Source organism: Chromobacterium haemolyticum DSM 19808 (genome assembly GCF_000711885.1).
Classification (GTDB): domain Bacteria; phylum Pseudomonadota; class Gammaproteobacteria; order Burkholderiales; family Chromobacteriaceae; genus Chromobacterium; species Chromobacterium haemolyticum.
Genome location: NZ_JONK01000028.1, coordinates 21,621 through 47,376 on the forward strand (window position 1 = coordinate 21,621; position 25,756 = coordinate 47,376).

Consider the following 25,756-nt stretch of genomic DNA (forward strand, 5'->3'; position numbering starts at 1 on the left):
CATGAGAACAGGCCGCCTTCGGGCGGCCTTTGCTTTGGCCGTGGGTGGGGCTTTGAGTCGTATGGAGAGGCATGACAGTCCGCATGACGCGCGGTATGGCCGATCTGGGTAGCTTGCCTTGCCATTGATATGAACTTCATCGATTGGAAAAAAACATGCTCCACCACATCTCTTTCGGCGTCCACGATTTGGGTCGCTCCGGCGCTTTTTACGATGCGGCACTAGCCCCTTTGGGCTACGTCCGGGTGTTTGAGCACGACACGGCCGTGGGATACGGCAAAGCAGGCGGGGGTGACAAGTTGTCTCTCAAATGGGTGCCGGAGCTCGTGCTCCCCGGAGATGGATTTCATCTGGCTTTTGCCGCCGGCACACCCGAGCAGGTCCGCGCGTTTCATGCGGCGGCCCTTCTGCACGGCGGACGCTGCAACGGCGCGCCGGGCTTACGGCCCCATTATGGGAGTCATTATTTCGCGGCCTTCGTTGTGGACCCGGATGGCTACCGCATTGAAGCCGTCATTAATCAGGCTGGTTGAAACGCGAATTGTCGGAATAAACATGGCAAACGCCGTTGAGTGAGGCCAGTCAATACTTGCTTTTGTCATGACTTAGGGAGTGGGAGGCGGAGGTGTGGATTGAGGCGCGGCGTCTCGAAAATTGGGTACTGTGAGTCTTAATTGAGTCGTTCGCTCTGCGACTTGGAACCTCTTTACGATTTGCTGCGCGTCGGCGTGCCTTGGCGCAGTTTTTCTGCGAGGTTTTGTTAGCGGTTCTTAATTCAACCCCAGGATGGCGTGGTGGCGCCCCTGGGGTTTTTTGCGTTCCGGACCGGGGTGGCGTGAGGTGGATTTTCCTGGTTTTTGGCGGGTATGGAAATTTACAAAACTATCAAAACAAAGGCATCGATTGCCATGATTGTAAATTTTAAAATGAATAACATTTATTATTTACTGCAAAAAATTACGTTTCGTGCGAGTGCGTGCTGAAACCGGGGGACATAGTGAGAGTCAAGAGAATGCAGGCGCGCGGGCGTCGGGGAGGCAGCGGTGATAGGGGAGGGGATTGCGGATTGGCACCCAGCGCCCCCCGCGCGGCTTAGCGTTGTGTTGGGTGTTGCTGCGCCAGACGAGCCGGCAGATGGCGTGAGCTGAAGTAACCCAGGCGGAAGGTGTCGAAACCGGCGGCGTAGGCCTGTTTGTCGCGTACAGCGGCGTTGTTGGCCAGGAGGGGATTAGCCAACACTTTGGTCATCATGGGCGCGTCGGCCTTGAACAGCATGATGCAGCCTCTGCTGGCCACACGTGTTAACGACCCCTTGGGCGCGTGCAAAGTGGGCAGATTGCTAGTCTGCGAGTGCGACGGAGGCGTCGGTATTTTGCTCAGGCGCGGCGTAGGCGCTCAAGGTCAACGCAAGGGCAAGGCTCAGCCATAAGCGAAGGATGCCGCGCCGTGGGAGGGAAAAATCGGAGGCCATGGAAATCCTTAGGATACGCGTGTGTGATGGCTCCGATTTTATTTCAGCAAGAATTATCAATATGTATATCGAATGGTCAGCTGCACCAGAGCCTGCTTTGAGCTCATTCATGTTGTTGTTTGAGCCAGCTTTCTTCCTGTTGGCGCATGAGTGCGAACCACTGTTGGCGCATGTGACGGGCAAAGGCCGGCGGCGCTGCGGTGAAGTCGTTCTCGTCGGTGTAGCAGCCGGGCAAGTAGGGCGGTTCGAAGTCTTTTTCCCAACCTTTGGCTTGCAGCGCCCGTTGGCCCTGCGGGCTGCAGTCGTCGGGTAGCGGAAGGCCGGTCAAGTGGCCGCTGTCCGGGTCCAGCCAGCGCACGCCTTGGCGGTCCAGACCGCGCAGTCCGTACTTGGTTTTGCCCACATGAAGGATCAGCTTGTAGTCATTGGGGCTGACGTCGCTGGCGCAGGTGCTGCGATAGCCGACAATGGTTTCCAAGGCGCCGTCGCGGTTAAGGTCCGGAAAGCCGATGGCGTCTAGATCGAAGGCCGCGCTGGCGTCGAACTCGCAACGCGTTACTCCGTCGCTGAGCATCCACAGCCTTCGCGGCCTGTCTTGGCCCAGTACATATTGCGCGGCGTAGAGCGTCGCGTTTTGGGTGCCGTCGGGGCCGCGGGCTTCCTGTTGCTCCGCCAGTACCAACAGGTTTTCGCCGGTGTTGTCCGTCCAGCCGTAGGCGGCGCTTAGCTTGCCACGCAGTTCGACGCCGGCCGGCAAGGCGCTCAAGCGGCGCACCTGGCCGGCGGCGGTCGGTGAACTGGCCGTGTCAAGTCTCGTGGCGGGCGGCGGCGGCTCGGCTTTGCAGGCGACGAGCATTAGCGTCAGGCCGATCAGCAGCGAGGTGCGCAGGCCGGCGATGGGGGGCGCGGGAAGCGGTAGCATGCCGTTCTTCTTGTCATTGATAAAACGGGAATAGTACGGAATAGCGGCGGCACGGGACAGCGCCGGTGGCCGTAAAAGGGCTTGGGCGTAGGAAAAAGACTGACCGATTTGCCGACTAAACATGACATTGGGGTGATTTTTGCCGGCGGGCAGCGCCATAATCCAGGCGGAGTGCGGGCTTCGCGCGAAAGGAGGACTTATGCTGAAACTGGGCTGGTGGTGGGGAGGGGCGCTGGCGTTGACGTTGGCGCAGATGGTTGCGGCGGCGGAACCGCTGCCGGCGTATCGCGGCGACGCTCGGCAGTCGTCGGTATCCGGCCTGTCGTCCGGGGCCTTCATGGCGGTGCAGTACCAGGTGGCGTTTTCCGCCTCGGTGCGCGGCGTCGGCGTGGTGGCGGGCGGGCCCTATTATTGTTCCAAGGGCACGCTGGCGGGCGCGCCGGCCTGCATGAGCGGACCGCCGCCGGCGGTGGGCGGCCTGGTATTGGCGACCCAGCAGTTCGCGCTGAGCGGGCAGATCGATCCCTTGTCCAATTTGGCCAAGCGTCGCGTCTATCTGTTCAGCGGCAGTCAGGACAACACCGTGAAGACGGCGGTGGTGGACAGCGCTGAGAGCTATTTCCGCAAGCTGGGGGTGCCGGCGGCGCGTATTGAATATCCGCGCGGCCTGCCGGCCGGCCATGCCCAGATTACGCCCACTTACGGCAATGACTGCGGCGAAACCAAGTCGCCTTACGTCAACCATTGCGACTGGAAGGGCGAAGGCTACGATCAGGCGGGCGCGATCCTGAAGCAGATTTACGGCCCCTTGCAGCCGCGCGCTGCCCAATTGAGCAGCCAAGTGACGGTTTTCGACCAGAAGCCGTACGCGCCGCCAGGCAGCAGCTTGGCGGACGAGGGCTATGTCTATGTGCCGCGCGTCTGCGCCGAGGGCGAGGCCTGCAAGGTGCATGTGGCGCTGCACGGTTGCCGGCAATACGCCGGCGCCGTCGGCGACGCCTATTATGCTCATGCCGGCTACAACGAGTGGGCGGACAACAACCGCATCATCGTGCTGTACCCCCAAACCACGGCGATGCCGCCGGGCAACCCGAACGGCTGCTGGGACTGGTTTGGCTACACCGGCGTGAATTTCGCCTGGAAGAGCGGGGTGCAAATGCGGGCGATCAAGGCGATGGCGGACCGGCTGGTGTCGGCGCCGTGAGTCTCTCTGAGCTTGTTCAAAGTCTGCTGCACTTTGTGAAGCGTTGCACGGTGAGTACAAGCTCAAACTGCTCATGTACCCCTCGTACACCCGGCTTTCTCAGCCGTTTTCGCCTTGTCTCGCCCTTGCTCGCGAGACTTTGAACACGCTCTCAGCCCCCGGGGAAGCCGCGCTCAGCAAAGAAGTCGATGAAGGCGCGCAGCCGCGGAGGCAAATAGGGCGCGCTGGGCCATAGCAGGTAGAGGGTGCCGCGGCGTTCCGCCCAGGCTTCCGGCAGCGCTTGCAACCGTCCTTCCGCCAGTTGGCGGCGCACGGTGAAGTCCGGCAAGCAGGCGATGCCGGCGCCTTGTTCGGCCAACTGGATCAGCGCGTCGCCTGTGTTGCCGCAGGCGTTGACCGGCAAAGTCTGGGCATCGACGCCGCTCAGCGGCCACGGCGCCAGCTTGCCGCTGCGAGGGTAGCGATAATGCAGGCAGCGGTGTCGCGCCAGATCTGCCGGCGACGCCGGCTCCCCGCAGCGGGCGAAGTAGGCCGGCGCGGCCACCAGCCGCATGCGATAAGCGCCCAGCCGGCGAGCGCTCAAGCGTGAATCGCCGGGCTCGCCGCCGCGGATCACTACATCGAAGCCTTCGCCTATCACATCCACCAGGCGGTCGCTATAGTCCAGGTCCAGCTCAATTTCCGGGTAGCTTTGCATGAAGCTTGCCAGATGTGGGGCCAGCACCCCGCATTCATGCGGCAGACCGACTTTCAGCCGGCCGCGGGGAGCGGCCTGACCCTGTTGCAGCTCGCGTTCGGCGGCTTCCACTTCATCCAGAATGCGCAGGCATCGTTGCAAGTATTGTTCCCCGGCCGTGGTCAGGGTCAGCCGCCGCGTGCTTCGCTGAACCAGGCGGGCGCCCAATCGTGCCTCCAGCCGCGCCAGCCCCTTGCCGGCGGCTGAGGCGGAAATGCCCAATTGCCGTCCGGCTGCCACCAGGCTGCCTTGCTGGGCGATGTGGGCAAACAGCTCGATGCCGCTCATTTTCTCCATGCAAACCTCGCTATTACAGAAAATTTTTCCGTTATCTAAGGAATTAAAGACTATTTTTCCGTTTCGCCAAGAAATCTAGCATAAGCCTTCATTCAATGGCGATACGGGAGAAGAGGAATGGCGGGCAAAAACGGCGAGGCGGCGATGCCGGCAACGGTGTATCTGCTGGGTTTATGCATTTTTGCGATGGCGACGTCGGAGTTCATGGTGGCAGGGATGATGCCGTCGCTGGCGGTGGCCTTGGGCGTCGGCTTGCCGGCGGTGGGCAATCTGGTGTCGGCCTTCGCCGCCAGTGTCGTGCTGGGCGGGCCGGTGCTGACTTGGCTGCTGCGCGCGGCGCGGCGCAAGCACAGCCTCATTGGTCTGTTGCTCTTGTTCCTGGCTGGCCAGGTTTTGGGGGCGTTGGCCGGAGATTACCAACAAATGCTGTGGTCGCGGCTGATCTGCGGCGTGGCGCAATCGGCCTTTTTCGGCGTGGCGCTGGCCTTGGCGGCGGAGTTGGTGGGCGAACATCGGGTGGCGCGCGCCGCCGCGCTGGTGCTCAATGGCTTGATGCTGGCTTCGGTGGCCGGCTTGCCGCTGGCTGCCTGGGTAGATCAGCACTGGGGCTGGCGCTTGAGCTTTTGGCTCGTGGCGATGATGGTGGTGCTGGCCGCGGCGGGCATTGCCGCGCTGACGCCGTCCGGCTCCGCGCCGCGCGCCCTGAGCCTGGGCGAAGAAGGCCGACGGCTGGCGCGTGGCAGTTTGTGGGCGGCTTATCTGAGCAGCGGTCTGATCATAGGCGCGGTATTCGCCGCCTTCACCTACCTGGCGCCCTTGTTTACCCAGATCAGCGGCTTCGACGCCACGACGTTGCCGTGGCTGTTCGCCGGTTATGGGCTGGCGACAGTGGCGGGCAATTTATGCAGCGGCAGGTGGGCGGATCGTCATACCCGCTGGGTGCTGCGCGTTGGTTTGCTGACGTTGTTGGCGGCTTTGGTGGCGCTGGCGTTGTTGGCGCAATGGCGGGCTGCCGCGGCGGCTTGCGTACTGCTGTTGGGCCTGGCTGGTTTGCCGATGAATCCGGCGATGGTGGCGCGGGTAGTGCGCGCCGGCGGCAGCGGACCTATGGTGAACAGCCTTCACATGTCGGTGGTCAATCTGGGCTTGATGTTGGGATCCTGGGGCGGCGGCGCGCTGCTGGACGCCGGCTGGAGCCTGCGCGCGCCGGTTTGGCTGGGCGCGGCTCTGGCCGCTTTGGCGTTGGCCAGCCTGGGGCTGGACCGCGCCGGTCACAGCTGGCAGGTCACCGGCAACTCGGCCGGTTTGCCCAGATAGAAGCCCTGGTAGAGCTCTACGCCCAGCTCCTGCATGGCCAGATGTTGTTCCCGGCTCTCAATGCCTTCCACCGCCATGCGGCAGCCTATCTGCCAGCCCAGTTCCAGCAGCACCGGCAGCCGGTGGCGTTCGCCGGACATATAGTCCAGCAGCAGGCTGCGGTCGATCTTGATCAGGTCCGGGCACAGCGACTTGACCTTGCCGTGACGCGCGGCCACTGCGCCAAAGTCGTCCACCGACAGGCCGAAGCCTGCCTCGGCGGTCAGGCGCAGGCTGTTGATCAACGGTTGGCCGTGGTGCTCCACCTCGTATTCCGGCAGTTCGAAAATCACGCCGGCGCTGTCCAGTTCCAAGGAGTCCAACAGGCCTTGCAGCAGGGGAAGGTGACTGCGGCCGTGGTTGTCCACCACCGCTGTCTGGGCCAACAGGTTCAGGCTCAGACAGCCGGACTGGCCGCTTTGTGCGAAGTTGCGGATGTGGATCAGCCGGGCCAGTTGGTCGGCTTCCAGCGCCAATTCCGGCGGCAACCCGGACAAAAAGGCGTCGGGGGGCGGCGTCTGGCCGTCTTGCGTGCGCACGCGCAGCAGCGCTTCATAGCCGAACACGCCGCCGCTGCGGTAGAACAGAGGCTGGAACACGCTGCTGAATTGATAGCCGCCCAGCCGCGCGCAATAGCGGCCGTCCGCGTCGCGGTACAGCTGGCGCTCGGGATGAGGGTTTTGGGGTGGAACCATGGTTTTTTAGCCGCGCGGGGTGGACTTTCAGCATAGCAAGCATTGCGCGGCGATTCTCGGCGTCGGTTCAGGCGCGCGCGCCGGTGCGCGGACGTCTGGCCAGCCACAACCCGGCCAGAAGCAGCGCAGCGCCCAGCAACTGGGTCAGTGCCGGGCGCTCAAGGCCGGTCAGGCGGTCCAGCAAGATGCCGGTCAGCATTTGACCGGTTATCACCAGCAAGGTGGTTTTCATCATGCCTAGCCGCGTCAGCACGTGGCTGTTGACGGCTACGAACAGCGCGCCTAGCGCGCCACCCAGATAGGCGCTGGCCGGCGCGTTGGCGAGGCCGCCGACGGGCGCGCCGCTTAGGATTGGCAGCAGCGCGCTAAGCAGCAGGAAGCCTATCAGATGGTTCCACCAGGAGGCGGCGAAAGCGCCGCGTTCTTGGGCCATGCGGCCGTTGACGGCGCGGCTGGCGCCGATGCAAACGCCGTTGAGCAGGGCCAGCAGGATGTAAGCGGTCATGTCGCCTCCTTCAGATGGCGGAGATCAGGACGGCGCAACCGCTCAGCACTAGCAAGGCGGCGTGCGCGTCGTGGCGGGTTAACGCGCGCCGCGCGACGAGAAAGCCGCAGCGTTCGCACAGCAGGCTGAACAGCAATTGGCCGGCGATGGCCAAGGCCAGGGTGCCGGCCAGCGCCAATGGGCTATTGACCGCGACAGCGGACAGCGCCACCGTCAGCGCGCCGGGCAGGCCACCTAGATAGGCCCAGCGAGGCGGCGGGCGGCAGGAGGCCGGCGCAGGATTCGATCGCGTCGTCGCGCGCCATAGCGCCAACGCGGTCAGCGCGCCCAGGCCGTGCGCCAGCCACGAGGCTTGCAGCGGGCCGCTGTGCGCGGCCAGCAAACTATTGCAATGAATCATCCAGGCGAGCATCGCGCCGGCGGCGAGCGCCAGCGGGCTGTCCAGTTGTTTTGCGTCCATGACTTTGTTCCGTATGAGACATTGCGGACACTATATATCGTGGCGCTTTAGGCGATAATCCGGCTTGTTGGAAACGGATAGTGGAGTAAAAGTGGACAATACGGACGAGAGCGAACGTTTTGCCGCGCTGCCCTTGTTTGTCGCGGTGATCGAATGCGGGAGCTTTGCCGCCGCCGGCCGCAAACTAGGCTTGAGCAAATCCGCGGTCAGCAAGCGCGTTTCCTTGCTGGAGGCGAGGCTGGGAGTCCGACTGTTGCAGCGTACTACCCGGCGCTTGCATCTGACCGAGGCCGGCGCGCAATACCATGCTTACGCGCGTCAGGCGCTGGTTCTGGCGCGCGAGGGCGAAGACGCCATCGCTCGTTTGCAGAGCCAGCCGCGAGGGTTGCTGCGCATCAGCGTGCCCATGGTGTTCGGCCGGCTGCATTTGTCGCCGCTGGCGCCGGATTTCCTGGCCGCTTATCCGGGGGTGCAGCTGGACATGCAGATGGACGACAGGATGGTGGATTTGGTGGAAGGCGGCTTCGACCTGGCGATCCGCATCGGCCATTTGCCGGAGTCCAGCTTGATCGCCCGCCGTATCGCTCCTTGTCGCAGCGTGATCTGCGCCGCCCCCGCCTACCTGGCGCGCCATGGCCGGCCGGAAACGCCGGCGCAGCTGGCCGGGCACAACTGCCTGCGCTATGCCTATTACCGCGGCGGCGCGGCGTGGACGTTGCAAGGTTCTGACGGCCCGGTGGCGGTGGAGCCGCGCGGCAATTATCTGGTCAACAACAGCGAGGCCCTGCGCGACGCGCTTTTGGCCGGCGCCGGTATTGCTCAAATGCCCACCTTCATTGTGGGGGCGGATTTGGCCGCCGGGCGGCTGCTGCCCTTGCTGGAGCGCTACCCTCTGCCGCTGCACGCGGTGTACGCGGTGTTTCCCGAGCGCAAGCACGTGCCGGCCAAGGTGAGCGCTTTTCTGGAGTTCATCGATAGACGGCTGGGCGGCGAGCCGCCGCCGTGGGAACGGGCGCCGACAGATTCCCCCGCCGCCGCCGACTAAGCTCTCATAACCTGTTCATCGTCTGCTACGCATCGGCGATACCGCGTTGAAACCGGCTTCGAAATGCTCATGTACCCCATGTACATTCCGCTTTCTCAGCCGTTTTCGCCTTGTCTCGCTCTTGCTCGCGAGACTTTGAACAGGTTCTCAGGACAGGCTGGTGGGGAGAGCGGCGATGAAAGTGTGGGCAGGCGGGATATTGGCGATGTGGGCCTTGGCGTCGCTGGCTACGGAGGTGGCCGGCTGGGCCAGTTATCAGCATGGGGACTACGCCGCCGCGCGAAGGCAGTTCGAGCAGGCGGCCCAGGCGGGCGACCGGGTGGCTGCTTTCGATCTGGCGATGATGCATTGGAGAGGAGAGGGCGGCGCGCCTGACCGGATGCAGGGAGAGCGCTGGTTGCGTCGCGCAGCCGACGCAGGTCTGCCGCAGGCGCAGCACGCCTTGGGAGTGTTGTACGAAAACGGCCAGCAGGTGGCCAAGTCGCAAGCCGAGGCGACGCGTTGGTTCCGGTTGGCCGCAGATCAAGGCTATCTGCCGGCAGAGCTGGATCTGGGCACTCAGTACTTCCTCGGTCGCGGCGTGGCCAAGGATTACCGGCTGGCGGCGTATTGGTACGAGAAGGCCGCCCGGCAGGGCGACGTGGGCGCGCAGTATCTGATCGCCAGCATGTACGAGCATGGCGACGGGGTGGAGCGGGACTTGCCGGCGGCGATCCGCTGGTACGCCAAGGCGGCCGCGCAGGGCGATGTCGGCGCCAGGCTCAAGGCCTTGGACCTGGCCAAGCGGGCCAAGCCGCCGGCATGACGGCTTGAAACCTGCTCAGGCGCGGGCCGGGCCGCGGCGCATCGCCGCCAGGCACTGGCAGGCGGCCTGCCAATCCTGAACGCCGCGCAGGCCGCGCACGATGATGCCGGCCAGAGTGTCGTTGCAGGCGTCCGGGCCGAACTGCATCAGCATTTCATGCAAGGCGAAATGCAGGGAGGCATTGTGCTGAAGCAGCAAGCCCACCTGTTCATGGACGAAGCCGTCCACCGTGGCCTGGCCGTCGCGGTCCACGTGAACATGGTGGCGCGGACAGAAGCCGGAACGGATCAGCGCCTGGTCCGCGCGCACGTCGTCTAGAAAAGCCTGCGCGCTGTGGTGCAGAAAGCCGCACGCCATGATCAGGCTGGCTACGGAGTAGGGTTTGGTGGTGGTGGCGTCGGCGACGAGGGCGTTGTCCGGCAAGGTGGCAAGCATTTATGTTCTCCTGTTATCTTTGTAAACCGCGCTTAAGTGGCATAAATCGTCGGTTTTATTATTTTTTCCGCGTTTTTGTATCATTCATGCGAATGTATTGGCAAGCCCGTCGAAAGGACGGTTGCCAGCCGCGGCTGCCAGGGTTTTTCTTGGGACGATGGCCATTTAGAATGAACGCTTTATTGACTGTTTGTTCCCATCCGCATGCATATTGTCTACCTGCACGGCTTCAATTCCGGTCCTCAATCGCTGAAGGCGAACGAAACCGCCGCTTATTTGCAACAGAACGCGTTCGATGCGACCTTGCATTGTCCGCAGCTGTCCCCCCATCCGGCCGAGGCGATCGAGCAGGCGTCCGCTCTGGTGGCGTCCTTGCCGGCCGACACCTTGCTGATCGGCAGTTCGCTCGGCGGTTATTACGCTACCTTTTTGGCCGAGCGCCATCAACGCCCGGCGGTGCTGATCAATCCGGCGGTGCGGCCTTACGACGATTTGGCGCGTTTCATCGGCGAGCAGACCAACCCCTACACCGGCGTGGTCTACACCTTGAGCGACGCTGATATGCACGCCTTGCTGGGGCTGCGCGTGCCCCAGCCGTCCGCGCGCCGTTACTGGCTGCTGTTGGGCAGTTGCGACGAGGTGCTGGATTGGCGTGAAGCGGCGGCGCTGTATCTGGACTGCCGCCAGACAGTGTTCAACGGCGATGACCATAGACTTGAAGCCTGGCCGCGCATCCTGCCGGAAGTGCTGGCTTGGGGGCGCGGACAATGCTTGGTTTGATGTAGAAACAGCCTGTTCTGCGACAGCGGCTTGCCTGGGACGGCTCCGCCGTCGCACACTGGATTTTTTGAGCCTAGGAGGCTGCCATGACTCAAGCCATCGTTTTCTCCCACACCGGCGGGCCGGAAGTGCTCGGTCTGCAAAGCCAGGAGCTGACCGCTCCGGGACCGGGTCAGGCGCGGGTGCGTCATACCGCCATCGGCGTCAACTTCATCGATACCTATCAGCGCAGTGGTCTGTATCCGTTGCCGCTGCCGTCCGGCCTGGGCCAGGAGGCGGCCGGGGTGGTGGAAGCGTTGGGGCCGGGGGTGTCCGGTCTGGCGGTGGGAGACCGCGTCGCTTACGCCGGAGGCCCGCTGGGCGCTTATAGCACCGAGCGCTTGCTGCCGGCGGCGGTGCTGGTGAAGATTCCCGACGGCATCAGCGACGAATCCGCCGCCTGCATGATGTTGCAGGGCATGACTGTGGAGTATCTGGTGCAACGCACCTACCCGGTGAGGCCGGGCCAAACCATCTTGTGGCACGCGGCCGCCGGCGGAGTGGGACAGATCGCGGTGCAGTGGCTGACGGCGCTGGGCGCGACGGTGATAGGCACTGTTGGTTCCGACGCCAAGGCCGACATCGTGCGCGGCCTGGGCTGCCAGCATGTGATCAATTACAGCCGCGAAGACGTGGTGGCGCGAGTCAGCGAGATCACCGGCGGACAGGGCGTGCCGGTGGTCTATGACTCGGTCGGCAAGGATACTTTCCAGATATCGCTGGCTTGCTTGAGTCCGCGCGGCATGTTGGTCAGCTTTGGCAACGCGTCCGGCGCGGTGCCGCCGTTCGCGCCTTTGGAGCTGACCAGTCGCGGCTCGCTGTTCTTTACCCGGCCCAAGCTGGCCGATTACATCGCCAGCCGCGCGGAGCTGGAGGCCTCGGCCCAAGCCTTGTTTGATCGGGTGGCGGACGGCAGGGTCAAGGTGGCGCCATCGCATCGTTATCCCTTGGCGGAGGCCGCGCAGGCGCACCGCGATCTGGAAGGGCGCAAGACTAGCGGCTCTATTATCCTGCTGCCTTGAACGGGCAGCGACGCCAGTCAGGCATCGCTTATTCTTGGTGCCAGGGCTGGCGCTGGTGTCGCTCCAGCCAAGCCAACGCCCGGCCGTCGCTGTCGACATGGCCCAGATAGCCGGCCAGGCTGACGTCGGGCGGGCAGCTCAGGTTGGTGTCGCGCCAGCTTTGCAGCCGGTCCACGCGGAAGCTGCGGTAGTCCAGGCGCAGGCCGCACCAGGCCGCCAGCAGCCAGCGGTCGCCCCAGAAAAACAGAGCCAGCGGCAACAGCGCGCGTTGGCTATCGCGGCCGCTTTCGTCGCGGTAATCCACCCAAAGCGCTTGGCGGGAGACGATGGCGTCGCGCAGCGGCGCCAGCCGCTCGCGCGGGTAATTGCCCGCAGTGGGCGCGTACAGCGGCTCCGGCGGCAGGCCGGAGGACCCCAGCACCGCGTGGATGCGGCCCAGCGCCGATTGCGCCGCGGCGGCGGTGTCCCGGTCCGCCCAGGCCGCCAGCATGCGCGCGCCCACTTCCAGCGCCGCCAGTTCGCGCGCGGAAAACGCCACCGCCGGCGGCGTGAAGCCGGCTTCCAGCCAATAGCCCTCGCCGGCTTCGCCGTTGAGCGGCGCGCCGCTGGCCATCAGATCCGCCATATCGCGGTAGACAGTGCGCGGCGTCACTTCCAGCCATTCGGCCAACTGCCGGGCAGTGGTGCGGCGGCGGCCGCGCAGCAGCAAGAGGATTTGAACCAGTCGGTCGGCTCGGCGCATATTTAGTCGGGTTCCCGCAGCATGGATGGCGGCAGTGTCGCCCGCATCGCGCGCGCGATCAACAGGAAATCGGCGCGGCCGATTTCCAGGTGGCCGAAGCGAAAGGCGTAGCCCCAGCGCGCCGGATCCGCGATGAAGATCAATTGGCCGAGCAGCGGCCGGATTTCGGCGTCCTCTGCCGGCCAGAACGCGATGTTCCGCCGGTAGGGCTCGAAATCGGCGCTGACCCGGAACGGGTAGACTCGGTCGCCCATCGCCTGGCCGATGGCGGTGAAGCGCTGGCAGGGCTCGCGCCCTTCCAGGCTGAGCACCGGCGAGTAATAGATCAGGCCGTCGCCGGCCGCCATCCGCTTGAGCGGCGCGGCCTTGCCATGGCAGAGCTGGGCGAAGCTGCCGGCCAGCCCGCGCCGCACATGGTCGCGGCTGGCCACGCCTATCCAGTAGCGACGGCTCATGCGGCGCTGTGCAGGCCGATCAGATTGCCTTCCAGATCGGAAAACAGTGCGATGTGCCCCCAGGTTTCCGGCAAGCGGGTCTTGGGCTGCACCACGATGCCGCCGGCGGTTTTGACCCGTTCCAGCGTGGCGTCCAGATCGGCGCCGCCATCCAGATAGACGCGCACGCCGTCTACGTGGGGGCGGGCTTGCGGGCAGCTCAGCAGCGCGCCGCCGCAACTGTCGCCGGTTTTGGGAAACAGCGCCATGCGGGCGTTGTCGAAGCTTTCCTCGTGCAGTTCTAGCTGCAATGCCTGCTGATAGAAGGCGACGGCGCGTTCGAACTGGAGCACGGGAATTTCAAACCAGTGTAATACAGGGGACATGGCACACTCCTTAAAGGGGTTTTGAGCGATCCGGCCGCGAGCGTTGCTGCCTCGCGTTCAACGGGGCGGAGGCGGCGTCGCGGCCATGGAGGGCAGTGTGCGGCCCCCCTGCTGACAGCGTGTTGTCAGCAGGCGCGCCGCGTTTGCGATTTTTTTGGGCTTGGGCAACTTTGCCGGTTGCCGGGCGAGTAAAAACCGCTAGGCCGGACACGACCCGGTCACGTGGATGTGGCAAACTGCCAGACTGTTTCCCGGCGCGCCGGGACGGCTGTTTTTTCAATCGACCGCAGGAGGAATAACAAGTGGAAACCTTACTGCAGTTTCTGGGCTTCAACGGGTCTGGTCTGCTGCAAACCTTGCTCAGCCTGTTGACGGCTTTCATTCTGGGCTCGGCCATAGGCTACGAGCGCCAGTTCCGTCAGCGCACCGCTGGCCTGCGCACCAATACCCTGGTGGCGGTGGGCGCGGCGGCCTTTGTCGACATGGCGCTGCAGCTGGACGGCACCGGCGGCGCGGCGCGGGTGGCGTCCTACGTGGTGTCCGGCGTTGGTTTTCTCGGCGCCGGCACCATCATGAAAGAGGGCTTGAACGTGCGCGGTTTGAACACCGCGGCGACCTTGTGGGGCTCGGCGGCAGTCGGCGCCAGCGCCGGCGCGGGTCAGATTCCCCAGGCTTTTCTGATCACGCTGTTCGTGTTGGCCAGCAACACCTTGCTGCGTCCGGTGGTGAACTCGATCAACCGCAAGCCTATCGACGACGAAACCAGCGAAGTCACTTACCAGTTGTGCGTGATCTCCAGCCGTTCCGGCCAGAAACACGCAATGGCCTTGCTCAGCGACCTGCTTGAGGAGTCCAAGTATCCGGTGGGGGATCTGGACGTGGAGCCCTTCGGCGACGACGAGGTGGAGATGACCGCCACCTTGCTGTCCACCTCGGTGGAGTGGGAGGAGCTGGAGGAGATCGCCGCCAAGCTGGTGGCCCAGCCTTTCATCAGTCAGGCGTATTGGAATCCCAGTACTTCGGAGTGAGAAGGATGGGGAAAGATCAAGCCCTGGGCCGCTTGCCGGTCCAGGGCTTTTTTATGGGCGGGAGAGCCTGTTCAAAGTCTTGAGAGCAAGACAAGACGAAACCCGCTGAGAAAGCAGAATGTACGCGTGGTACATGAGCGTTTCAAAGCGGGTTTCAACCCATCTATCCATCCCGCTGACGCGCAGCGGGCTTTGAACCGCTTCTTAACCTTCCGCCAGCGCCGCCATCACTTTGGCCGACAGCGCCTGCGGTTGCGCGGTGACGCGCAGCAAGTGGCGTACCGCCGGGTGCGGCGGGCGGTGCACGGCGATGCCGTCGGACAGCAGCTGGCGATGGATGGCCTCGCTGCTGGCGGCGTCGCGATAGGCGATGCAGACGAAGTTGGTGTGCGAGGGCATCACCACGAGGTCGCGCGCGCGCAAGGCGTCGGATAGTTTGTCGCGCAGATGGATGGTGGCGGCGATCAACTGACGGGAATAGTCGGGATCGTCCAGCACGATTTGCGCCGCCAGTTGGGCGAAGCTGGACAGCGCGAATTGCGGCCGAATCTGGTCCGCCTTGGCGACGATGTGTTGCGGACCTATGGCGTAGCCCACCCGCAGACCGGCCAGCGCATAGGCCTTGGACAGCGTGCGCAAACGCAGGGTGTTGGGCAGCGCGCCCTGCGGCGGCGCGTCCTGCGCGTCCACGCAGAAATCGACATAGGCCTCGTCCAGGATCAACAGCGTGGACGAAGGCAGGGTTTCGCGCAGCGCCAGGATATCGTCCGCGCTCCAGTAGTGGCCGCTGGGATTATCCGGGTTGGCGAGATAGAGCACGGCGGCACGCTCGGCGCGAGCCACTTCCGCCAGCCGCGGCAGATCGGCCTGCAGCCGGTCGCCTTGTTGCTGGTAGGGCACTTCCAGAATGCGCGCCCCCACGCCTTCGGCGAAATAACGGAAGGTGGGATAGGTGCCGGCGGTGCATACCACCGCGTCGCCGACATTACAGGCCAGACGCAAGGCCAACAGGATCAGGCTGTCGGCGCCGGTGTCGAACAGTACCTGGCTCGCGTCCACGCGGTTGTGGGCCGCCGCGCGCTGACGCAGTCCGTGCGCGTAAGGGTCAGGGTAGAGCCGGGCCAGTTCCGTCATCATCTCGCCGAACTCCGCCGTTAGCGGAGAGGCCGGCTTGGCCATGCTTTCATTGGAACCGATGCGCGCGCCGATGCGGTGGCCCAACGCCGCCTCCAGCTTCACGATGCCGGGGAAGGGGTTGACGATGGTGTGATGTTCCAGGTGACGGGCGAAGTGAGACATCGGCGGCTCCTTTATCTGCAGATACAGCCTTTGAGTGTAAAGGATATGACTGATGTGCAGGAAACCGCGTGGGAATATCAATATGTCTTCAGCATTTTACGCTGTCGCCGCACCGCCCGGAAGCGCGGCGGGAGCCGTCAGCGAGAGGCGGGAGAGGCGGGAGAGGCGGGAGAGGCGGACTCTGCCGCGGCGCGAGGGGAGGAGGCGTCGGCCTTGACCGCGGGTTTGGCGGCGGGCGCGGCGGCGGCCGGCTTGGCTGCGGGGGCGGGCAAATACAGCGGGCCTTTGAAGCCGCAGGCGGCCAAGAACAGGGTCAGGCTTGCACAAGCCAGCAAGGTGCGCATACGAATGAGTTCCAATGTGGCAAAATCCCGATACTAGCAAAGCTGCGGCGCGCCGTGTGATTACGTTGCGCCCGGCGATCAAGGCCTGAGCCGCGCCAAGACGGCGTCCAGGCCGTCATTCAACGGGAAAGCGCAATGAACGAAACCGAATTTCTGCGGCACACCGACGCCATCTTCACGCGCATCGAAGCCGCCATCGACGACAATGATCTGGACGCCGACTATCTGGTGTCCGGCAATGTGCTGGATATCGAGTTCAGCGACGGCGCCAAGATCATCGTCAACCGCCACACCGCCAATCAGGAATTGTGGATAGCGGCCAAGAGCGGCGGCTACCACTTCGCCTTCCGCGACGGCCGCTGGATCGCCGCGCGCGACGGCTCGGAATTCTTCTCCACCCTCAGTGCCGCCATCGCCGCCGCCTGCGGCGAAACCATAGAGTTTGATGAATGAGCCACTTGGTGTGGCTGGGGCTGGGCGGGTTGGCGGTGTCTGCCTTCACCTCGTCCACCATTTTGCCCGGTAATTCCGAGCTGGCGTTGTCCGCTTTTCTGTACAAATGGCCGGACTGGCTGTGGCCGGCCCTGCTGGTGGCCACGGTGGCCAATACCGCCGGCAGCGTCACTAGCCTGTGGCTGGGGAGGTTGGCGCCGCGCAAGGAGTTGCCGCCGAGGCTGGCCGGCTGGTTCCAGCGCTTCGGCCCGGCGGTGCTGGTCTTGTCCTGGCTGCCGGTGGTTGGCGACGCGATTCCGCTGGCCGCGGGTTGGCTGCGTCTGCCCTGGTGGTCCAGCATTTTGTGGTTGACCCTTGGCAAGGCGGCGCGCTATCTGGCGCTGGCCTGGGGCGTGCTGCTGCTGTCGAGTTGAGAGGGCATAACAAGGCAATAAAAAAAGGACATGCGGGAGCATGTCCTTTTTTGTATCAAGCGTGCGGAATCAGCAGCCCTGCTTCAGCGCCAGTTCCAGGCTCTTGTTGTAATGCTGAGCCGCCAGCTCTTCCTTGCCGGTGGCTTCGAACAGCCGCGCCAGTTCGGCGTGGGCGCACAGCGTCGGCGAGATCGAAGCGCTTGCTTCCAGATAGCTTTGCGCCTTGCCCCAAAGCTGCTGGCACAAGGCCAGCCGGCCCAAGGCCATCAGCAGCCAGTGGTCGCGCGGCCGCTTCTTCAGCCAGTTTTCCGCGGTTTTCAGCAGCTCCAGGCGTTTATCCTCGCTCAGGTGCTCGGCCAGCTTGCCCAACTCGCGGGACAGCTCCGGGGTGTCGTGATCGTCGTTGGCCAGCGCGCCGGCCAGCAGGGTGGCGGCGTAATCGTAGTCCTGCAACACGATCAGCCGCGCCACCACTTGGTCCATCAACTGTGGATTGCTGCGCTCGGCTTCCGGGATGCGGCGCAGCCAGTCGCGGATTTCCTGGCCGCCCAGCAGGGTGACCAGCTGTTGCTGATAGGCGGCCAAGCGATAACGCCGCGCCTGTTCCGGCTCCAGCGCGTCGGCCTTGAGCAGTTTCTCGGTCAGCGCCAGCACCGCTTCCGGCTGTTTCTGCAGCAAGCGGACTTTCAATTCCAGCCGCAAGGCGTTGGTCAGATTGGGCGACAGCGCGCGCGCGCGTTCGATGGCGGCCAAGGCGCCCAGCGGGTCCTTGGCTTCCAGCTTCAGCTCGGCGTCCAGCATATGGCGCGCCAGTTGCAGCCGCGGCGGCATGGCGTCCAGCTGCGCCAGATAGCCGTCGCGTTTGTCCAGGTCGCCGGCGGCGCCGGCGGAGCGGGCGGCGATCAGCAGGGCCAGGGCCTTGTTTTCCGGCGAGTATTCGTCGTCCAGCGACTTGCTGGCTTCGCGCTCGGCTTTCTGGAAGCGGCCTTCAAAGTAGGAGATGCCGGCTTCACGCAGCGCGTGGCGGGAGGCTTTCAGCTTCTTCTGGCGTTGGAAGCGGCGCACTTCCGCTGGCAGATTGGCGGCCACCGCCACCATGCGCAGCACCAGATGCACCACGAAAATCAGCACCACCACCGATACGATCAGCAGGTTGAACGACACCTCCATCCGATACGGCGGCAGAAACAGGATGGCGTAGCCGGTGTTCAGGGTGGCGGCCAGGCCGACCAGCACCGCGAGGGCAAATAGCCCGGTAATCCACAAGGCGAATTTCACGGTTTATTCTCCTGCCGCGCCTTGGGCGTCGCGCACCGATTTGAGGCTGGCGTTCATATCCGGCAGCGCCACGTCCAGCGGCGCGCTTTCCAGTTCGCCCAGCGTGCCCAGCCATTGGGTGACGGCCGGCGCGTCGCGGTCGAAGTAGCGCTGCACATAGCTGCGCGCGGCCACGATGTCGGCGGCGAAGGTCTTGCCGTCGCGCTGGATCAACGCCAGACGAGCGTCCAGCAGACGCATTTTCAAGTTTTCCCGCAGGAAGAAAGCCTGCTCCGGCGACAGCAACAGCGCTTCCGGCTTGTCCATGCGGCGGATGTGGATCAGCTCGCCCAGGCTCTTGCTGACGTCGGCCACCAGGCGCTCCCACAGCGGCGCGCTGGCCGCCGTCGCCGCCTTGGCCTGCGGCTTCTGGCTGGCCAGCCGGTGAGCGTCCACCGCCAGCGGCAGGCTGTCGGAGGACAGCATCAGCCGGTCCAGCTTCACGGTGAGCCCGACGCTGTCCAGATAGGGCAGGGCCTTGAGTTTTTCCAGGTCGGTGGCCACCGCTTTTTTCACGCCGATCAATTGCGGGCGGTCGAATTTGGCCAGGCGCGCGTCCACCATCTCCAGCGCGGACACGGCGGCCGGCACGTTACCGGCCAGTTGCAGCTGCTGGCTGGCGATGGCCAGGGTGTGCTCCACCTCGGACAGCAACCAGTCGGTGCGGTTCTTGGTCAGTTCCTGGTACATGCCGTTCAGCGTCGCGTATTGGCCGGCGGATTCGTTGACGCGGGCCTCCATCAACGCCAGACGGCCTTCGGTGGCGCGGTTGGCGCTGATCGCCTGCTCGGTCATCGCGCGCAGTTCCTTAGCGGATCCGCTGCCTTCGGCCAGCCGGCGCGCCAGTTCCTGGCGGGCGGCGGTCAGTTCCTGCTGGGTGCTGAAGTACTGCCAGCCGGACACGCCCAGCGCGGCGATGGCGATCAGCAGGGCCGGACTCAGCGATTTCTTGGACTCGGGTTTGGCGGTTTCGGTGATCTGGGATTCGCTCATGGGTGACGACAGAACCATTTTTTAAGGCCGGCGACCAGTGCGCTGTCTTCGGCCCGGGTTGTCATGATGCGCGTCGCGCCTTGCGCGGCGAGCCGGTCGGCAACGCGCGGATGCGGCACGCAATACAGCAAGCATTGTAACGTCCTGATTCGACTGGGGCCAGCGAGACGGAACAATTGCTCTACGATTTCGCCGGAAGTGACGATCACGGCGTCCGGAGGCGCGCGGTCGAAGGCCGCCCAGTCCGGCGCGCCGTCCAGTCGGCGGTAGATCTCGGCGAACTCCACCGCCGCGCCCCGCGCGGCCAGGCTTTGCGCCAGTAGGGGCCTGCCGCCGACGCCGCGCACGATGAGCGTACGTTGCCCGCGCATATCGGCCAGTTCAGGCAAGGCCAGCAAGGCTTCGCTGTCGCTGCCCTCGGTTGGGTGCAGCACCGGCCTGCCGCTGAGCGCGGCCAATTTGGCGGCGCTGGCGCGGCCGACGCAAACCAGCCGCTTATCGGCTAGGTCCAGCGTTTGCAGCGCCGGCCAGGCCTGGTCTATGGCGCTGGGGCTGACGAAAATCAGGCAACTCGCCGCCGTCGCTTGCCCAGGCAAAGCGGCCAGCGCGTCTGGCTGCGGCGCGATTTCCATCAGCGGCAGATGGCCGGCGTCGAAACCCGCTGCGGCGAGCAGACGCAGCAGCTCGGCGCTTTGCGCTTGCGGGCGGGCGACCAGGACGCGCGGCATCGTCGTCTCAGCGCGGGTCGGCCAGCACCGCTTCAATCAGCGGGCCGGCGCCGTCGTCCAGCAGCTTTTTGGCCACAGCGCGGCCCAGCGCGTCGGCGTAATCGGCCGGGGCGCTGGCGCTGGCGGTCAACATCACGGAACCGTCCGGGCTGGCGACGAAGCCGCCCAGCGCCAGCGTGCCCTCGTTGAGGGTGGCGAAGGCGCCCAGCGGCACTTGGCAACTGCCGCCCAGCTCGCGCGCCAGCGCGCGTTCGGCGCTGACACAGGAGTGAGTGGCGGCGTGGTTCAGCGGCGCGAGCAGCTGCATCAGGTCGGCGCGGTCGGCGCGGATCTCGATGCCCAGCGCGCCTTGTCCGGCGGCCGGCAGGCTTTCCGACGGCGGCAGCTCCTTGCGGATGCGCTCGGAGAGGCCCAGGCGCTTGAGGCCGGCGGCGGCCAGGATGATGGCGTCGTACTCGCCGTCATCCAGCTTGCGCAGCCGGGTTTGCACGTTGCCGCGCAGCGGCTTGACCACCAGCCGCGGATAGCGGGCGCGGATCTGCGATTCGCGGCGCAGGCTGGAGGTGCCCACCACCGCGCCGTCCGGCAGTTCCGACAGGTCCGCGTAGCGGGCGGACACCAGCGCGTCGCGCGGATCTTCGCGCTCGCATATCGCCGCCAGCGCGAAGCCTTCCGGCAGCACCATCGGCACATCCTTGATTGAATGTACCGCCAGGTCCGCGCGGCCTTCGGCCAGCGCTACTTCCAATTCTTTGACGAACAGGCCTTTGCCGCCGATTTTGGACAGGGTCTTGTCCAGAATCTGGTCGCCCTGGGTGGTCATGCCCAGGATGTCCACGCTGAGGTGGGGATAGAGCGCTTGCAGCCGGGCCTGGATGTGTTCGGCCTGCCACATGGCCAGCCGGCTCTCGCGGCTGGCGATGACGATTTTGTCCATGAAACCGGTTCCCGATCGGACTATGTGCTTGGATGGCGGGCATTCTAGCATGCCCGCCCGGCGCACAGCGCCGCGGCGTCGCCGGGGCGGCGGCGCAAAGCTTGATGTTGCGCAATGCGCACTCAGGTCAAGATCTAAAGGGTTAAATGACAGTAGTGTTGCCACTACAGCGGCAAGCCTGCCTATGATGTTTTGCATGCGAAACGAATCGCCTGAAGCCAGCGACGCCAGCGGCCGCGTTGCCTTGAGCCGATTCAAAAACCGGGAGCGGCCAAGCCGCCCGTCACCATCAAGGAATACCGAATGAGCGATTTAGACAAGGACCTGCCGCTGCGCGCCGATTTGGCCCGCCTGGACCGCGCGCTGGCCGAGGTGTTGAGCGAACAGGCCGGCCCCGAGGTCTACGCCGAAGTGCGCGCCATCGCCGGCCGCAGCGCCGAGGAACGCAGCCAGCCCTTGGCGGCGGAGTTGAGCCCGGCTGCGGCGATGGCGCTGGTGCGCGCCTGCGGCCTGTACGCCCAACTGTTCAACATCGCAGAGGACCTGCACCATGTGCGCCGCCGCCGGGCCCACCGGCAGGCCGGCTCCGCGCCGCAGCAGGGCAGCCTGTCGCGCGCGCTGGGCAAGTTGAAGGCCGACGGCGTCAGCATCGCCATGCTGGCCGACACCCTGCGCGACGCCTATGTCGGCGCCATCCTCACCGCGCATCCCACCGAGGTGCAGCGCCAGAGCGTGCTGGACGGCCACCGCGCGGTGCGCCGTTTTCTGGGCAAGCTGGCGGCGGCGGACCTGACGCCGGAAGAGGAGGAGGAACTGGAGGCCAAGCTCAAGCGCGTGATCGTGGCGCTGTGGCAGACCTCGGAAATCCGCCACTTCAAGCTGGCGGTCAAGGATGAGATCGAAAACGGCGTCGCCTATCACCCGCTGACCTTCTTCCAGGCCTTGCCGGCGCTGTATCAGCGCTTGGACCGGCAGATCGAAGCCACCTGGGGCCAGACAACGCCGCTGTCGTCCTTCATTCGCGTCGGTAGTTGGATAGGCGGCGACCGCGACGGCAACCCCAATGTCGACGCCGCGGTGCTGCGCCACGCGGTGACGCGCCAGGCTCAGGTGGCGTTTGAACATTATCTGTACGAACTGGCGGCGCTGTACCGCGAACTGTCGCTGTCGCAACGCCTGGTCGGCGTCAGCCCGGCCTTGGTCGCCTTGGCGGCGCTGACCCCGGATCAGGAGGAAAGCCGCCGCGAAGAGCCGTATCGGCGCGCGCTGGCGGCGATGGAGTCGCGGGTGTTGGCCACCGGCCTGCAGCTGGGCGTGAGCCTGAGCGGCCGTTGGCCGGCTGGCAGGCCTTATGCCGACCAGGCCGAATTCCAGGCTGACCTCGCCTTGCTGGACGCTTCGCTGCGCGAACACGGCAGCGCGGCGCTGGCCGACGGTCGGCTGGCGGAGCTGATTCGCGCGGTGGACGTGTTCGGTTTCTTCCTGATGCCGTTGGACCTGCGCCAGTTCGCCGGCAGCCACGAAGCGGTGGTGGGCGAGCTGTTCGCCCGCGCCGGGCTGGAGGAGTTCGCCGCGCTGGACGAGGCGGCGCGAAGCCGCGTGTTGCTGCGCGAGCTGGCCACGCCGCGGCTGCTGTATTCGCCCTATCTGGACTACAGCGCCGAAACCGAGAAGGAACTGGCGATCTTCCGCGAGGCGGCCTTGATCCAGCGGCAGTTCGGCGCCGACGCCATCGGCCAGAGCATCATCTCCAACTGCGCTCAGGTCAGCGACATGCTGGCGCTGGCGCTGCTGTTGAAAGAAGCCGGCATGATCCGGCTGGTGGACGGGCAGCCGCGCTCCAGCGTCAACCTGGTGCCTTTGTTCGAAACCATTGCCGACCTGGACCGAAGCGCCCAGGTGATGACGGCCCTGTTCGCCTTGCCGTGGTATCAGCAGTTGCTGGACAGCCGCGGCCGCATGCAGGAAGTGATGCTGGGCTATTCCGACAGCAACAAGGACGGCGGCTATCTGACCAGCCAATGGCAGCTCTATCAGGCAGAGAAGCGTTTGGTGCGCTGCTTTGCCGACGGCCGGGTCAAGCTGCGCTTGTTCCATGGCCGCGGCGGCTCGGTGGGCCGCGGCGGCGGCCCCTCGTTCGAGGCCATCATGGCGCAGCCGGCCGGCAGCGTGGCCGGGCGTATCCGCATCACCGAGCAGGGCGAGGTGATCGCGTCCAAGTATTCGGACCCGGCCATCGGCGGCCGCAACCTGGAAGCCCTGGTGGCGGCGACGCTGGAAGCCAGCCTTAGCGGCTGCGCCAGCTGCGAGACCGACGAGACCGTGTTTGACGAGTTGTCGGACGCAGCCTATCGCGCCTACCGCGAACTGGTGGAAGCGCCGGGCTTCATGCAGTACTTCCTGGAGGCGACGCCGATCAACGCCATCGCCAAGCTCAACATCGGCAGCCGGCCGGCGTCGCGCAAAAGCCTGGCCTCGATCAAAGACCTGCGCGCCATTCCCTGGGTGTTCTCCTGGTCGCAATCGCGGGTGATGCTGCCCGGCTGGTTCGGTGTCGGCTCGGCGGTGCGCGCTTTTATCGAGCGTCACGGCGAAGCCGGACGCGCCCGTCTGCAAAGCCTGTACCGCAGTTCGCCGTTCTTTCAGGTGGTGCTGTCCAATATGGAGCAGGTGCTGGCCAAGGCCGACCTGGGCATCGCTCGCCGCTTTGCCGGCCTAGTGGAGGACCGCGCATTGGCCGAGGCCCTGTTCGGCCGCATCCAGGCGGAGTGGCAGGCTACGCTGGACGCTTTCTACGCCATTACCGGCCAGAGCGCGTTGCTGGAAAAGAACCCGACGCTGCATCGCAGCCTGGAAACGCGCTTGCCGTATCTGGACGCGCTGGGCCTGTTGCAGGCGGAGCTGCTGAGCCGGCTGCGCCACCAGCCGGACGACGCCGAGGCCTTGTACGCAATCCACCTGACCATCAACGGCACTTCGGCCGGCCTGCGCAACAGCGGCTGAGGCCAGGCCCGTCGCCGCGCAGCGTGCCGCTCTAGCTTTCCAAGCCCAACAGCAGCCGTTGCAGGGCGTCCAGCGCCGGCTGGCGCAGTCCGCGGCGGCGGATCAGCGTGGTCTGGGCCTGGCCCAGGTCCGCCGGCAGCGGATGGGTGGACACCTGGGCCGCCATCAGCGGCATGCTGTCCAGCAGGCTTTGCGGCAGCAGCGCCAGCCCCATGCCGCTGGCGACGCAGCTGAGCATGGCGTGGTAGGAGCCCAGCTCCACCAGGCGGCGCGGCTGTACGCCCTGGCGCTGCATCCAGGCTTCCAGCCGCTGGCGATAGGCGCAGCCGTGGCCGAAGGTTAGCAGCGTGGTCTCGCCCAACAGGCGCAGCGACAGCTCGCGCTGGCCGGCGGCGGCCACCAGCACGATGGTTTCCTCGAACACCAATGCTTCGTCCAGACGTTCGTCGCCGGCCGGGCCGCTGATCAGCGCCGCGTCCAGCCGGCCTTCCAGCACCGCGCGCCGCAAGTCGTTGGAAACGCCGGCCTGCAGTTCCAGCTGCACCGCCGGATAGCGGCGGTGGTAGGCGGCCAGCACCGGCGCCAGCCGCGAGGCGGCGGTGCTTTCCATCGCGCCCAGCCGCAGGCTGCCGGCCGGCTCCGCGCTGGCCACCGCCTGGCGCGCTTCTTCGGCTAGGCTCAGCAGCCGCTCGGCGTAGTCGCCCAGCCGGCGGCCGGCCTCGGTGGGGATCAGCTTCTTGCCTTCTCGCAGGAACAGCGGCACGCCCAGCTTGTCCTCCAGCTGCCGAAGCCGGGTGGTGACATTGGATTGCACCCGGTGTAGCCGGGCGGCGGCGCGCGTCACGCCGTCTTCTTGCAGCACCGCCTGGAAAATGCGCAGTTCGTCCAATTCCATCGTTCTCTCCAAGAGATTATCTGAATCATAATAATTCATTTTTTAGAATGACGTGCGCGGGCTAGCATGCAAGCATTCCCATTCCCGGAGCGTGAACATGTCCACCCTTTCCCTGCGCCAGGGCTATCTGGCCGCCTTCGGCGCCGTCGCCATCTGGACCGGCTTCAACCTGGTGTCGCGCCTTGGCGGCAAGAGCGCGCTGGCCGGCACCGACATGCTGGCGCTGCGCGTCGGTGTCGCCGCGCTGATCCTGCTGCTGTGCGGCGGTCTGCCACGCGGCGCCTTGCGCGATGCACGGCTGTGGCTGCTGACCCTGCTGGGCGGCCTGGGCGTCAGCCTGTTCGCCTACAGCGGCTTCAAATACGCGCCGGCGGCGCATGGCGGCCTGTTGCTGCCGGGCATGCAGCCCTTCCTGGTGGCCTTGTTCGCCTGGCTGCTGGCCGGGGAGCGCCTGCAGCGCCACAAGCTGCCCGGTTACGCGTTGATAGGCGCCGGCCTGGCCTTGAGCGCGCGGCCCCTGTTCAGCGGCGCCGGCGGCGACAGTTGGAAGGGCGATCTGCTGCTATTGCTGGCTTCTGTGAGCTGGGCGGCTTTCGGGGTGCTGGCGCGGCGTTGGGCTTATCCGGCCTGGCCGCTGACGCGGGCGATCACCATCATGGCGGCGCTGATTTATCTGCCCGTCTATCTGCTGTGGCTGCCCAAACATCTGGCGGCGGCGTCTTGGCCGACTCTGCTGTTCCAGGCCGCCTATCAGGGCGGGGCGGCGGCCATTGTGGCGATGCTGCTGTATCTGCGCGCGATCGCGGCGCTGGGGGCGGTGCGGGTGGGGATGTTGTTCGCCTTGATTCCGGTCTTGGCCGGCTTGCTGGCGGCGTCCTTGTTGAATGAGCCGCTGACCGGCTATCTGGCCGCCGGCCTGGCATGCGTCAGCCTGGGCGCGTGGCTGGCGGCGCGCCAGCCGGCCGCCGTCGCGGAGGCGGTGCCGGCGGCGTGCGGCGCGCGCTGAGCTCCA

At 65.4% G+C, this 25,756-nt stretch carries 29 protein-coding genes; 12 read left to right on the forward strand and 17 right to left on the reverse strand.

Annotated features, from left to right (window positions below; genetic code table 11):
• Nucleotides 1-155 precede the first annotated feature (155 nt).
• Nucleotides 156-533 carry a VOC family protein gene (locus BR71_RS15260; RefSeq protein WP_043639320.1) on the forward strand — a complete coding sequence of 126 codons (378 nt, stop codon included), beginning with the start codon at nucleotides 156-158 and terminating at the stop codon, nucleotides 531-533.
• 559 nt (nucleotides 534-1,092) lie between these two features.
• On the opposite strand, the gene BR71_RS15265 is transcribed toward BR71_RS15260, so the two are convergent.
• Nucleotides 1,093-1,275, reverse strand: a complete 183-nt coding sequence (locus tag BR71_RS15265; protein WP_043639322.1) for a hypothetical protein — start codon at nucleotides 1,273-1,275, stop codon at nucleotides 1,093-1,095.
• Nucleotides 1,276-1,574: 299 nt separating this feature from the next.
• Nucleotides 1,575-2,393 (reverse strand): M949_RS01915 family surface polysaccharide biosynthesis protein, encoded by an 819-nt coding sequence (locus BR71_RS15275; protein WP_052370669.1) that lies wholly within the window; start codon nucleotides 2,391-2,393, stop codon nucleotides 1,575-1,577.
• Between the two features lie 199 nt (nucleotides 2,394-2,592).
• On the opposite strand from BR71_RS15275, the gene BR71_RS15280 reads away from it, so the two are divergent.
• Complete coding sequence (locus BR71_RS15280) at nucleotides 2,593-3,597, forward strand: extracellular catalytic domain type 2 short-chain-length polyhydroxyalkanoate depolymerase (protein ID WP_052370648.1); 1,005 nt, start codon at nucleotides 2,593-2,595, stop codon at nucleotides 3,595-3,597.
• 151 nt (nucleotides 3,598-3,748) lie between these two features.
• Here the strand turns inward: BR71_RS15280 and BR71_RS15285 are convergent, their stop codons facing one another.
• Nucleotides 3,749-4,630, reverse strand: a complete 882-nt coding sequence (locus BR71_RS15285) for a LysR family transcriptional regulator (protein ID WP_043639328.1) — start codon at nucleotides 4,628-4,630, stop codon at nucleotides 3,749-3,751.
• Between the two features lie 117 nt (nucleotides 4,631-4,747).
• Between BR71_RS15285 and BR71_RS15290 the strand changes: the two genes are divergently transcribed.
• Nucleotides 4,748-5,947 (forward strand): MFS transporter, encoded by a 1,200-nt coding sequence (locus BR71_RS15290; protein WP_240314981.1) that lies wholly within the window; start codon nucleotides 4,748-4,750, stop codon nucleotides 5,945-5,947.
• On the opposite strand, the gene BR71_RS15295 is transcribed toward BR71_RS15290, so the two are convergent.
• From BR71_RS15295 to BR71_RS15305, 3 genes are all read right to left on the reverse strand, one after another.
• Nucleotides 5,902-6,681 (reverse strand): EAL domain-containing protein, encoded by a 780-nt coding sequence (locus BR71_RS15295; protein ID WP_043639330.1) that lies wholly within the window; start codon nucleotides 6,679-6,681, stop codon nucleotides 5,902-5,904. The two genes, BR71_RS15290 and BR71_RS15295, sit on opposite strands and share 46 nt — an antisense overlap.
• A gap of 67 nt (nucleotides 6,682-6,748) precedes the next feature.
• Complete coding sequence (locus tag BR71_RS15300; protein WP_043639339.1) at nucleotides 6,749-7,186, reverse strand: DMT family transporter; 438 nt, start codon at nucleotides 7,184-7,186, stop codon at nucleotides 6,749-6,751.
• 10 nt (nucleotides 7,187-7,196) lie between these two features.
• Nucleotides 7,197-7,646 (reverse strand): DMT family transporter, encoded by a 450-nt coding sequence (locus BR71_RS15305; RefSeq protein WP_043639342.1) that lies wholly within the window; start codon nucleotides 7,644-7,646, stop codon nucleotides 7,197-7,199.
• A gap of 91 nt (nucleotides 7,647-7,737) precedes the next feature.
• Between BR71_RS15305 and BR71_RS15310 the strand changes: the two genes are divergently transcribed.
• A complete protein-coding gene (locus tag BR71_RS15310) occupies nucleotides 7,738-8,691 on the forward strand; it encodes a LysR family transcriptional regulator (RefSeq protein ID WP_043639345.1) in 954 nt (317 codons plus the stop codon).
• A 175-nt stretch (nucleotides 8,692-8,866) separates the two neighbouring features.
• Nucleotides 8,867-9,496, forward strand: coding sequence for a tetratricopeptide repeat protein (locus tag BR71_RS15315; RefSeq protein WP_043639348.1), 630 nt, complete (start codon nucleotides 8,867-8,869; stop codon nucleotides 9,494-9,496).
• Between the two features lie 15 nt (nucleotides 9,497-9,511).
• Here the strand turns inward: BR71_RS15315 and BR71_RS15320 are convergent, their stop codons facing one another.
• On the reverse strand, nucleotides 9,512-9,931 hold the full coding sequence (locus BR71_RS15320; RefSeq protein ID WP_043589344.1) for a hypothetical protein: 420 nt from the start codon (nucleotides 9,929-9,931) through the stop codon (nucleotides 9,512-9,514).
• A 204-nt stretch (nucleotides 9,932-10,135) separates the two neighbouring features.
• Here BR71_RS15320 and BR71_RS15325 point away from each other — a divergent pair, with 204 nt between their 5' ends.
• Both BR71_RS15325 and BR71_RS15330 read left to right on the forward strand, forming a co-directional pair.
• Nucleotides 10,136-10,711 (forward strand): YqiA/YcfP family alpha/beta fold hydrolase, encoded by a 576-nt coding sequence (locus BR71_RS15325; protein ID WP_043589346.1) that lies wholly within the window; start codon nucleotides 10,136-10,138, stop codon nucleotides 10,709-10,711.
• 86 nt (nucleotides 10,712-10,797) lie between these two features.
• The gene (locus BR71_RS15330; RefSeq protein WP_043639351.1) at nucleotides 10,798-11,772 is read left to right on the forward strand and encodes a quinone oxidoreductase family protein; all 975 of its coding nucleotides are present in this window, start codon (nucleotides 10,798-10,800) and stop codon (nucleotides 11,770-11,772) included.
• Nucleotides 11,773-11,800: 28 nt separating this feature from the next.
• Here the strand turns inward: BR71_RS15330 and BR71_RS15335 are convergent, their stop codons facing one another.
• Genes BR71_RS15335 through BR71_RS15345 form a run of 3 tightly spaced genes read right to left on the reverse strand, consistent with a single transcriptional unit; the run spans nucleotide 11,801 to nucleotide 13,334 of the window.
• Entirely contained in the window at nucleotides 11,801-12,514 is a 714-nt protein-coding gene (locus BR71_RS15335) for a helix-turn-helix transcriptional regulator (RefSeq protein ID WP_043589350.1), read from the reverse strand.
• A 2-nt stretch (nucleotides 12,515-12,516) separates the two neighbouring features.
• Nucleotides 12,517-12,969 (reverse strand): EVE domain-containing protein, encoded by a 453-nt coding sequence (locus BR71_RS15340; RefSeq protein WP_043639354.1) that lies wholly within the window; start codon nucleotides 12,967-12,969, stop codon nucleotides 12,517-12,519.
• Nucleotides 12,966-13,334, reverse strand: coding sequence for a VOC family protein (locus BR71_RS15345; RefSeq protein ID WP_043639357.1), 369 nt, complete (start codon nucleotides 13,332-13,334; stop codon nucleotides 12,966-12,968). Before BR71_RS15345 ends, BR71_RS15340 begins: the two co-directional genes overlap by 4 nt.
• 302 nt (nucleotides 13,335-13,636) lie before the next feature.
• Between BR71_RS15345 and BR71_RS15350 the strand changes: the two genes are divergently transcribed.
• A complete protein-coding gene (locus tag BR71_RS15350; protein WP_019103569.1) occupies nucleotides 13,637-14,362 on the forward strand; it encodes an MgtC/SapB family protein in 726 nt (241 codons plus the stop codon).
• Nucleotides 14,363-14,566: 204 nt separating this feature from the next.
• On the opposite strand, the gene BR71_RS15355 is transcribed toward BR71_RS15350, so the two are convergent.
• On the reverse strand, nucleotides 14,567-15,661 hold the full coding sequence (locus tag BR71_RS15355; protein WP_043639361.1) for a pyridoxal phosphate-dependent aminotransferase: 1,095 nt from the start codon (nucleotides 15,659-15,661) through the stop codon (nucleotides 14,567-14,569).
• A gap of 137 nt (nucleotides 15,662-15,798) precedes the next feature.
• Nucleotides 15,799-16,005: an LPS translocon maturation chaperone LptM gene (gene lptM, locus BR71_RS15360; protein ID WP_052370652.1), complete on the reverse strand. Its 207-nt coding sequence runs from the start codon at nucleotides 16,003-16,005 to the stop codon at nucleotides 15,799-15,801.
• 135 nt (nucleotides 16,006-16,140) lie between these two features.
• Between lptM and cyaY the strand changes: the two genes are divergently transcribed.
• Together cyaY and BR71_RS15370 are read left to right on the forward strand one after the other, a co-directional pair.
• On the forward strand, nucleotides 16,141-16,458 hold the full coding sequence (gene cyaY / locus BR71_RS15365) for an iron donor protein CyaY (protein ID WP_043589353.1): 318 nt from the start codon (nucleotides 16,141-16,143) through the stop codon (nucleotides 16,456-16,458).
• A complete protein-coding gene (locus BR71_RS15370) occupies nucleotides 16,455-16,871 on the forward strand; it encodes a YqaA family protein (protein WP_019103565.1) in 417 nt (138 codons plus the stop codon). The genes cyaY and BR71_RS15370 overlap by 4 nt, the downstream gene beginning before the upstream one ends.
• Before the next feature lie 69 nt (nucleotides 16,872-16,940).
• Here the strand turns inward: BR71_RS15370 and BR71_RS15375 are convergent, their stop codons facing one another.
• The 4 genes from BR71_RS15375 to hemC are packed head-to-tail and all read right to left on the reverse strand — an operon-like array spanning nucleotide 16,941 to nucleotide 20,846.
• Nucleotides 16,941-18,149 carry a heme biosynthesis protein HemY gene (locus BR71_RS15375; protein ID WP_019103564.1) on the reverse strand — a complete coding sequence of 403 codons (1,209 nt, stop codon included), beginning with the start codon at nucleotides 18,147-18,149 and terminating at the stop codon, nucleotides 16,941-16,943.
• Between the two features lie 3 nt (nucleotides 18,150-18,152).
• Nucleotides 18,153-19,181 (reverse strand): uroporphyrinogen-III C-methyltransferase, encoded by a 1,029-nt coding sequence (locus BR71_RS15380; RefSeq protein WP_019103563.1) that lies wholly within the window; start codon nucleotides 19,179-19,181, stop codon nucleotides 18,153-18,155.
• On the reverse strand, nucleotides 19,178-19,909 hold the full coding sequence (locus tag BR71_RS15385) for a uroporphyrinogen-III synthase (RefSeq protein WP_043639364.1): 732 nt from the start codon (nucleotides 19,907-19,909) through the stop codon (nucleotides 19,178-19,180). The genes BR71_RS15380 and BR71_RS15385 overlap by 4 nt, the downstream gene beginning before the upstream one ends.
• 7 nt (nucleotides 19,910-19,916) lie before the next feature.
• Entirely contained in the window at nucleotides 19,917-20,846 is a 930-nt protein-coding gene (gene hemC, locus BR71_RS15390; RefSeq protein WP_043639368.1) for a hydroxymethylbilane synthase, read from the reverse strand.
• Nucleotides 20,847-21,149: 303 nt separating this feature from the next.
• Here hemC and ppc point away from each other — a divergent pair, with 303 nt between their 5' ends.
• The gene (gene ppc / locus BR71_RS15395; RefSeq protein WP_043639371.1) at nucleotides 21,150-23,849 is read left to right on the forward strand and encodes a phosphoenolpyruvate carboxylase; all 2,700 of its coding nucleotides are present in this window, start codon (nucleotides 21,150-21,152) and stop codon (nucleotides 23,847-23,849) included.
• Between the two features lie 31 nt (nucleotides 23,850-23,880).
• Here the strand turns inward: ppc and BR71_RS15400 are convergent, their stop codons facing one another.
• Nucleotides 23,881-24,744, reverse strand: a complete 864-nt coding sequence (locus BR71_RS15400; RefSeq protein WP_043639374.1) for a LysR family transcriptional regulator — start codon at nucleotides 24,742-24,744, stop codon at nucleotides 23,881-23,883.
• Nucleotides 24,745-24,841: 97 nt separating this feature from the next.
• On the opposite strand from BR71_RS15400, the gene BR71_RS15405 reads away from it, so the two are divergent.
• Nucleotides 24,842-25,750, forward strand: coding sequence for a DMT family transporter (locus BR71_RS15405; RefSeq protein WP_043639377.1), 909 nt, complete (start codon nucleotides 24,842-24,844; stop codon nucleotides 25,748-25,750).
• Nucleotides 25,751-25,756 lie beyond the last annotated feature (6 nt).

Coding starts and splice junctions, on each gene's coding strand:
- BR71_RS15260 (WP_043639320.1), top strand. CDS start 156: ATGCTCCACCACATCTCTTTCGGCGTCCACGATTTGGGTCGCTCCGGC.
- BR71_RS15265 (WP_043639322.1), bottom strand. CDS start 1,275: ATGCTGTTCAAGGCCGACGCGCCCATGATGACCAAAGTGTTGGCTAAT.
- BR71_RS15275 (WP_052370669.1), bottom strand. CDS start 2,393: ATGCTACCGCTTCCCGCGCCCCCCATCGCCGGCCTGCGCACCTCGCTG.
- BR71_RS15280 (WP_052370648.1), top strand. CDS start 2,593: ATGCTGAAACTGGGCTGGTGGTGGGGAGGGGCGCTGGCGTTGACGTTG.
- BR71_RS15285 (WP_043639328.1), bottom strand. CDS start 4,630: ATGGAGAAAATGAGCGGCATCGAGCTGTTTGCCCACATCGCCCAGCAA.
- BR71_RS15290 (WP_240314981.1), top strand. CDS start 4,748: ATGGCGGGCAAAAACGGCGAGGCGGCGATGCCGGCAACGGTGTATCTG.
- BR71_RS15295 (WP_043639330.1), bottom strand. CDS start 6,681: ATGGTTCCACCCCAAAACCCTCATCCCGAGCGCCAGCTGTACCGCGAC.
- BR71_RS15300 (WP_043639339.1), bottom strand. CDS start 7,186: ATGACCGCTTACATCCTGCTGGCCCTGCTCAACGGCGTTTGCATCGGC.
- BR71_RS15305 (WP_043639342.1), bottom strand. CDS start 7,646: ATGGACGCAAAACAACTGGACAGCCCGCTGGCGCTCGCCGCCGGCGCG.
- BR71_RS15315 (WP_043639348.1), top strand. CDS start 8,867: ATGAAAGTGTGGGCAGGCGGGATATTGGCGATGTGGGCCTTGGCGTCG.
- BR71_RS15320 (WP_043589344.1), bottom strand. CDS start 9,931: ATGCTTGCCACCTTGCCGGACAACGCCCTCGTCGCCGACGCCACCACC.
- BR71_RS15325 (WP_043589346.1), top strand. CDS start 10,136: ATGCATATTGTCTACCTGCACGGCTTCAATTCCGGTCCTCAATCGCTG.
- BR71_RS15330 (WP_043639351.1), top strand. CDS start 10,798: ATGACTCAAGCCATCGTTTTCTCCCACACCGGCGGGCCGGAAGTGCTC.
- BR71_RS15335 (WP_043589350.1), bottom strand. CDS start 12,514: ATGCGCCGAGCCGACCGACTGGTTCAAATCCTCTTGCTGCTGCGCGGC.
- BR71_RS15340 (WP_043639354.1), bottom strand. CDS start 12,969: ATGAGCCGTCGCTACTGGATAGGCGTGGCCAGCCGCGACCATGTGCGG.
- BR71_RS15345 (WP_043639357.1), bottom strand. CDS start 13,334: ATGTCCCCTGTATTACACTGGTTTGAAATTCCCGTGCTCCAGTTCGAA.
- BR71_RS15355 (WP_043639361.1), bottom strand. CDS start 15,661: ATGTCTCACTTCGCCCGTCACCTGGAACATCACACCATCGTCAACCCC.
- lptM (WP_052370652.1), bottom strand. CDS start 16,005: ATGCGCACCTTGCTGGCTTGTGCAAGCCTGACCCTGTTCTTGGCCGCC.
- cyaY (WP_043589353.1), top strand. CDS start 16,141: ATGAACGAAACCGAATTTCTGCGGCACACCGACGCCATCTTCACGCGC.
- BR71_RS15370 (WP_019103565.1), top strand. CDS start 16,455: ATGAGCCACTTGGTGTGGCTGGGGCTGGGCGGGTTGGCGGTGTCTGCC.
- BR71_RS15380 (WP_019103563.1), bottom strand. CDS start 19,181: ATGAGCGAATCCCAGATCACCGAAACCGCCAAACCCGAGTCCAAGAAA.
- BR71_RS15385 (WP_043639364.1), bottom strand. CDS start 19,909: ATGCCGCGCGTCCTGGTCGCCCGCCCGCAAGCGCAAAGCGCCGAGCTG.
- hemC (WP_043639368.1), bottom strand. CDS start 20,846: ATGGACAAAATCGTCATCGCCAGCCGCGAGAGCCGGCTGGCCATGTGG.
- ppc (WP_043639371.1), top strand. CDS start 21,150: ATGAGCGATTTAGACAAGGACCTGCCGCTGCGCGCCGATTTGGCCCGC.
- BR71_RS15400 (WP_043639374.1), bottom strand. CDS start 24,744: ATGGAATTGGACGAACTGCGCATTTTCCAGGCGGTGCTGCAAGAAGAC.
- BR71_RS15405 (WP_043639377.1), top strand. CDS start 24,842: ATGTCCACCCTTTCCCTGCGCCAGGGCTATCTGGCCGCCTTCGGCGCC.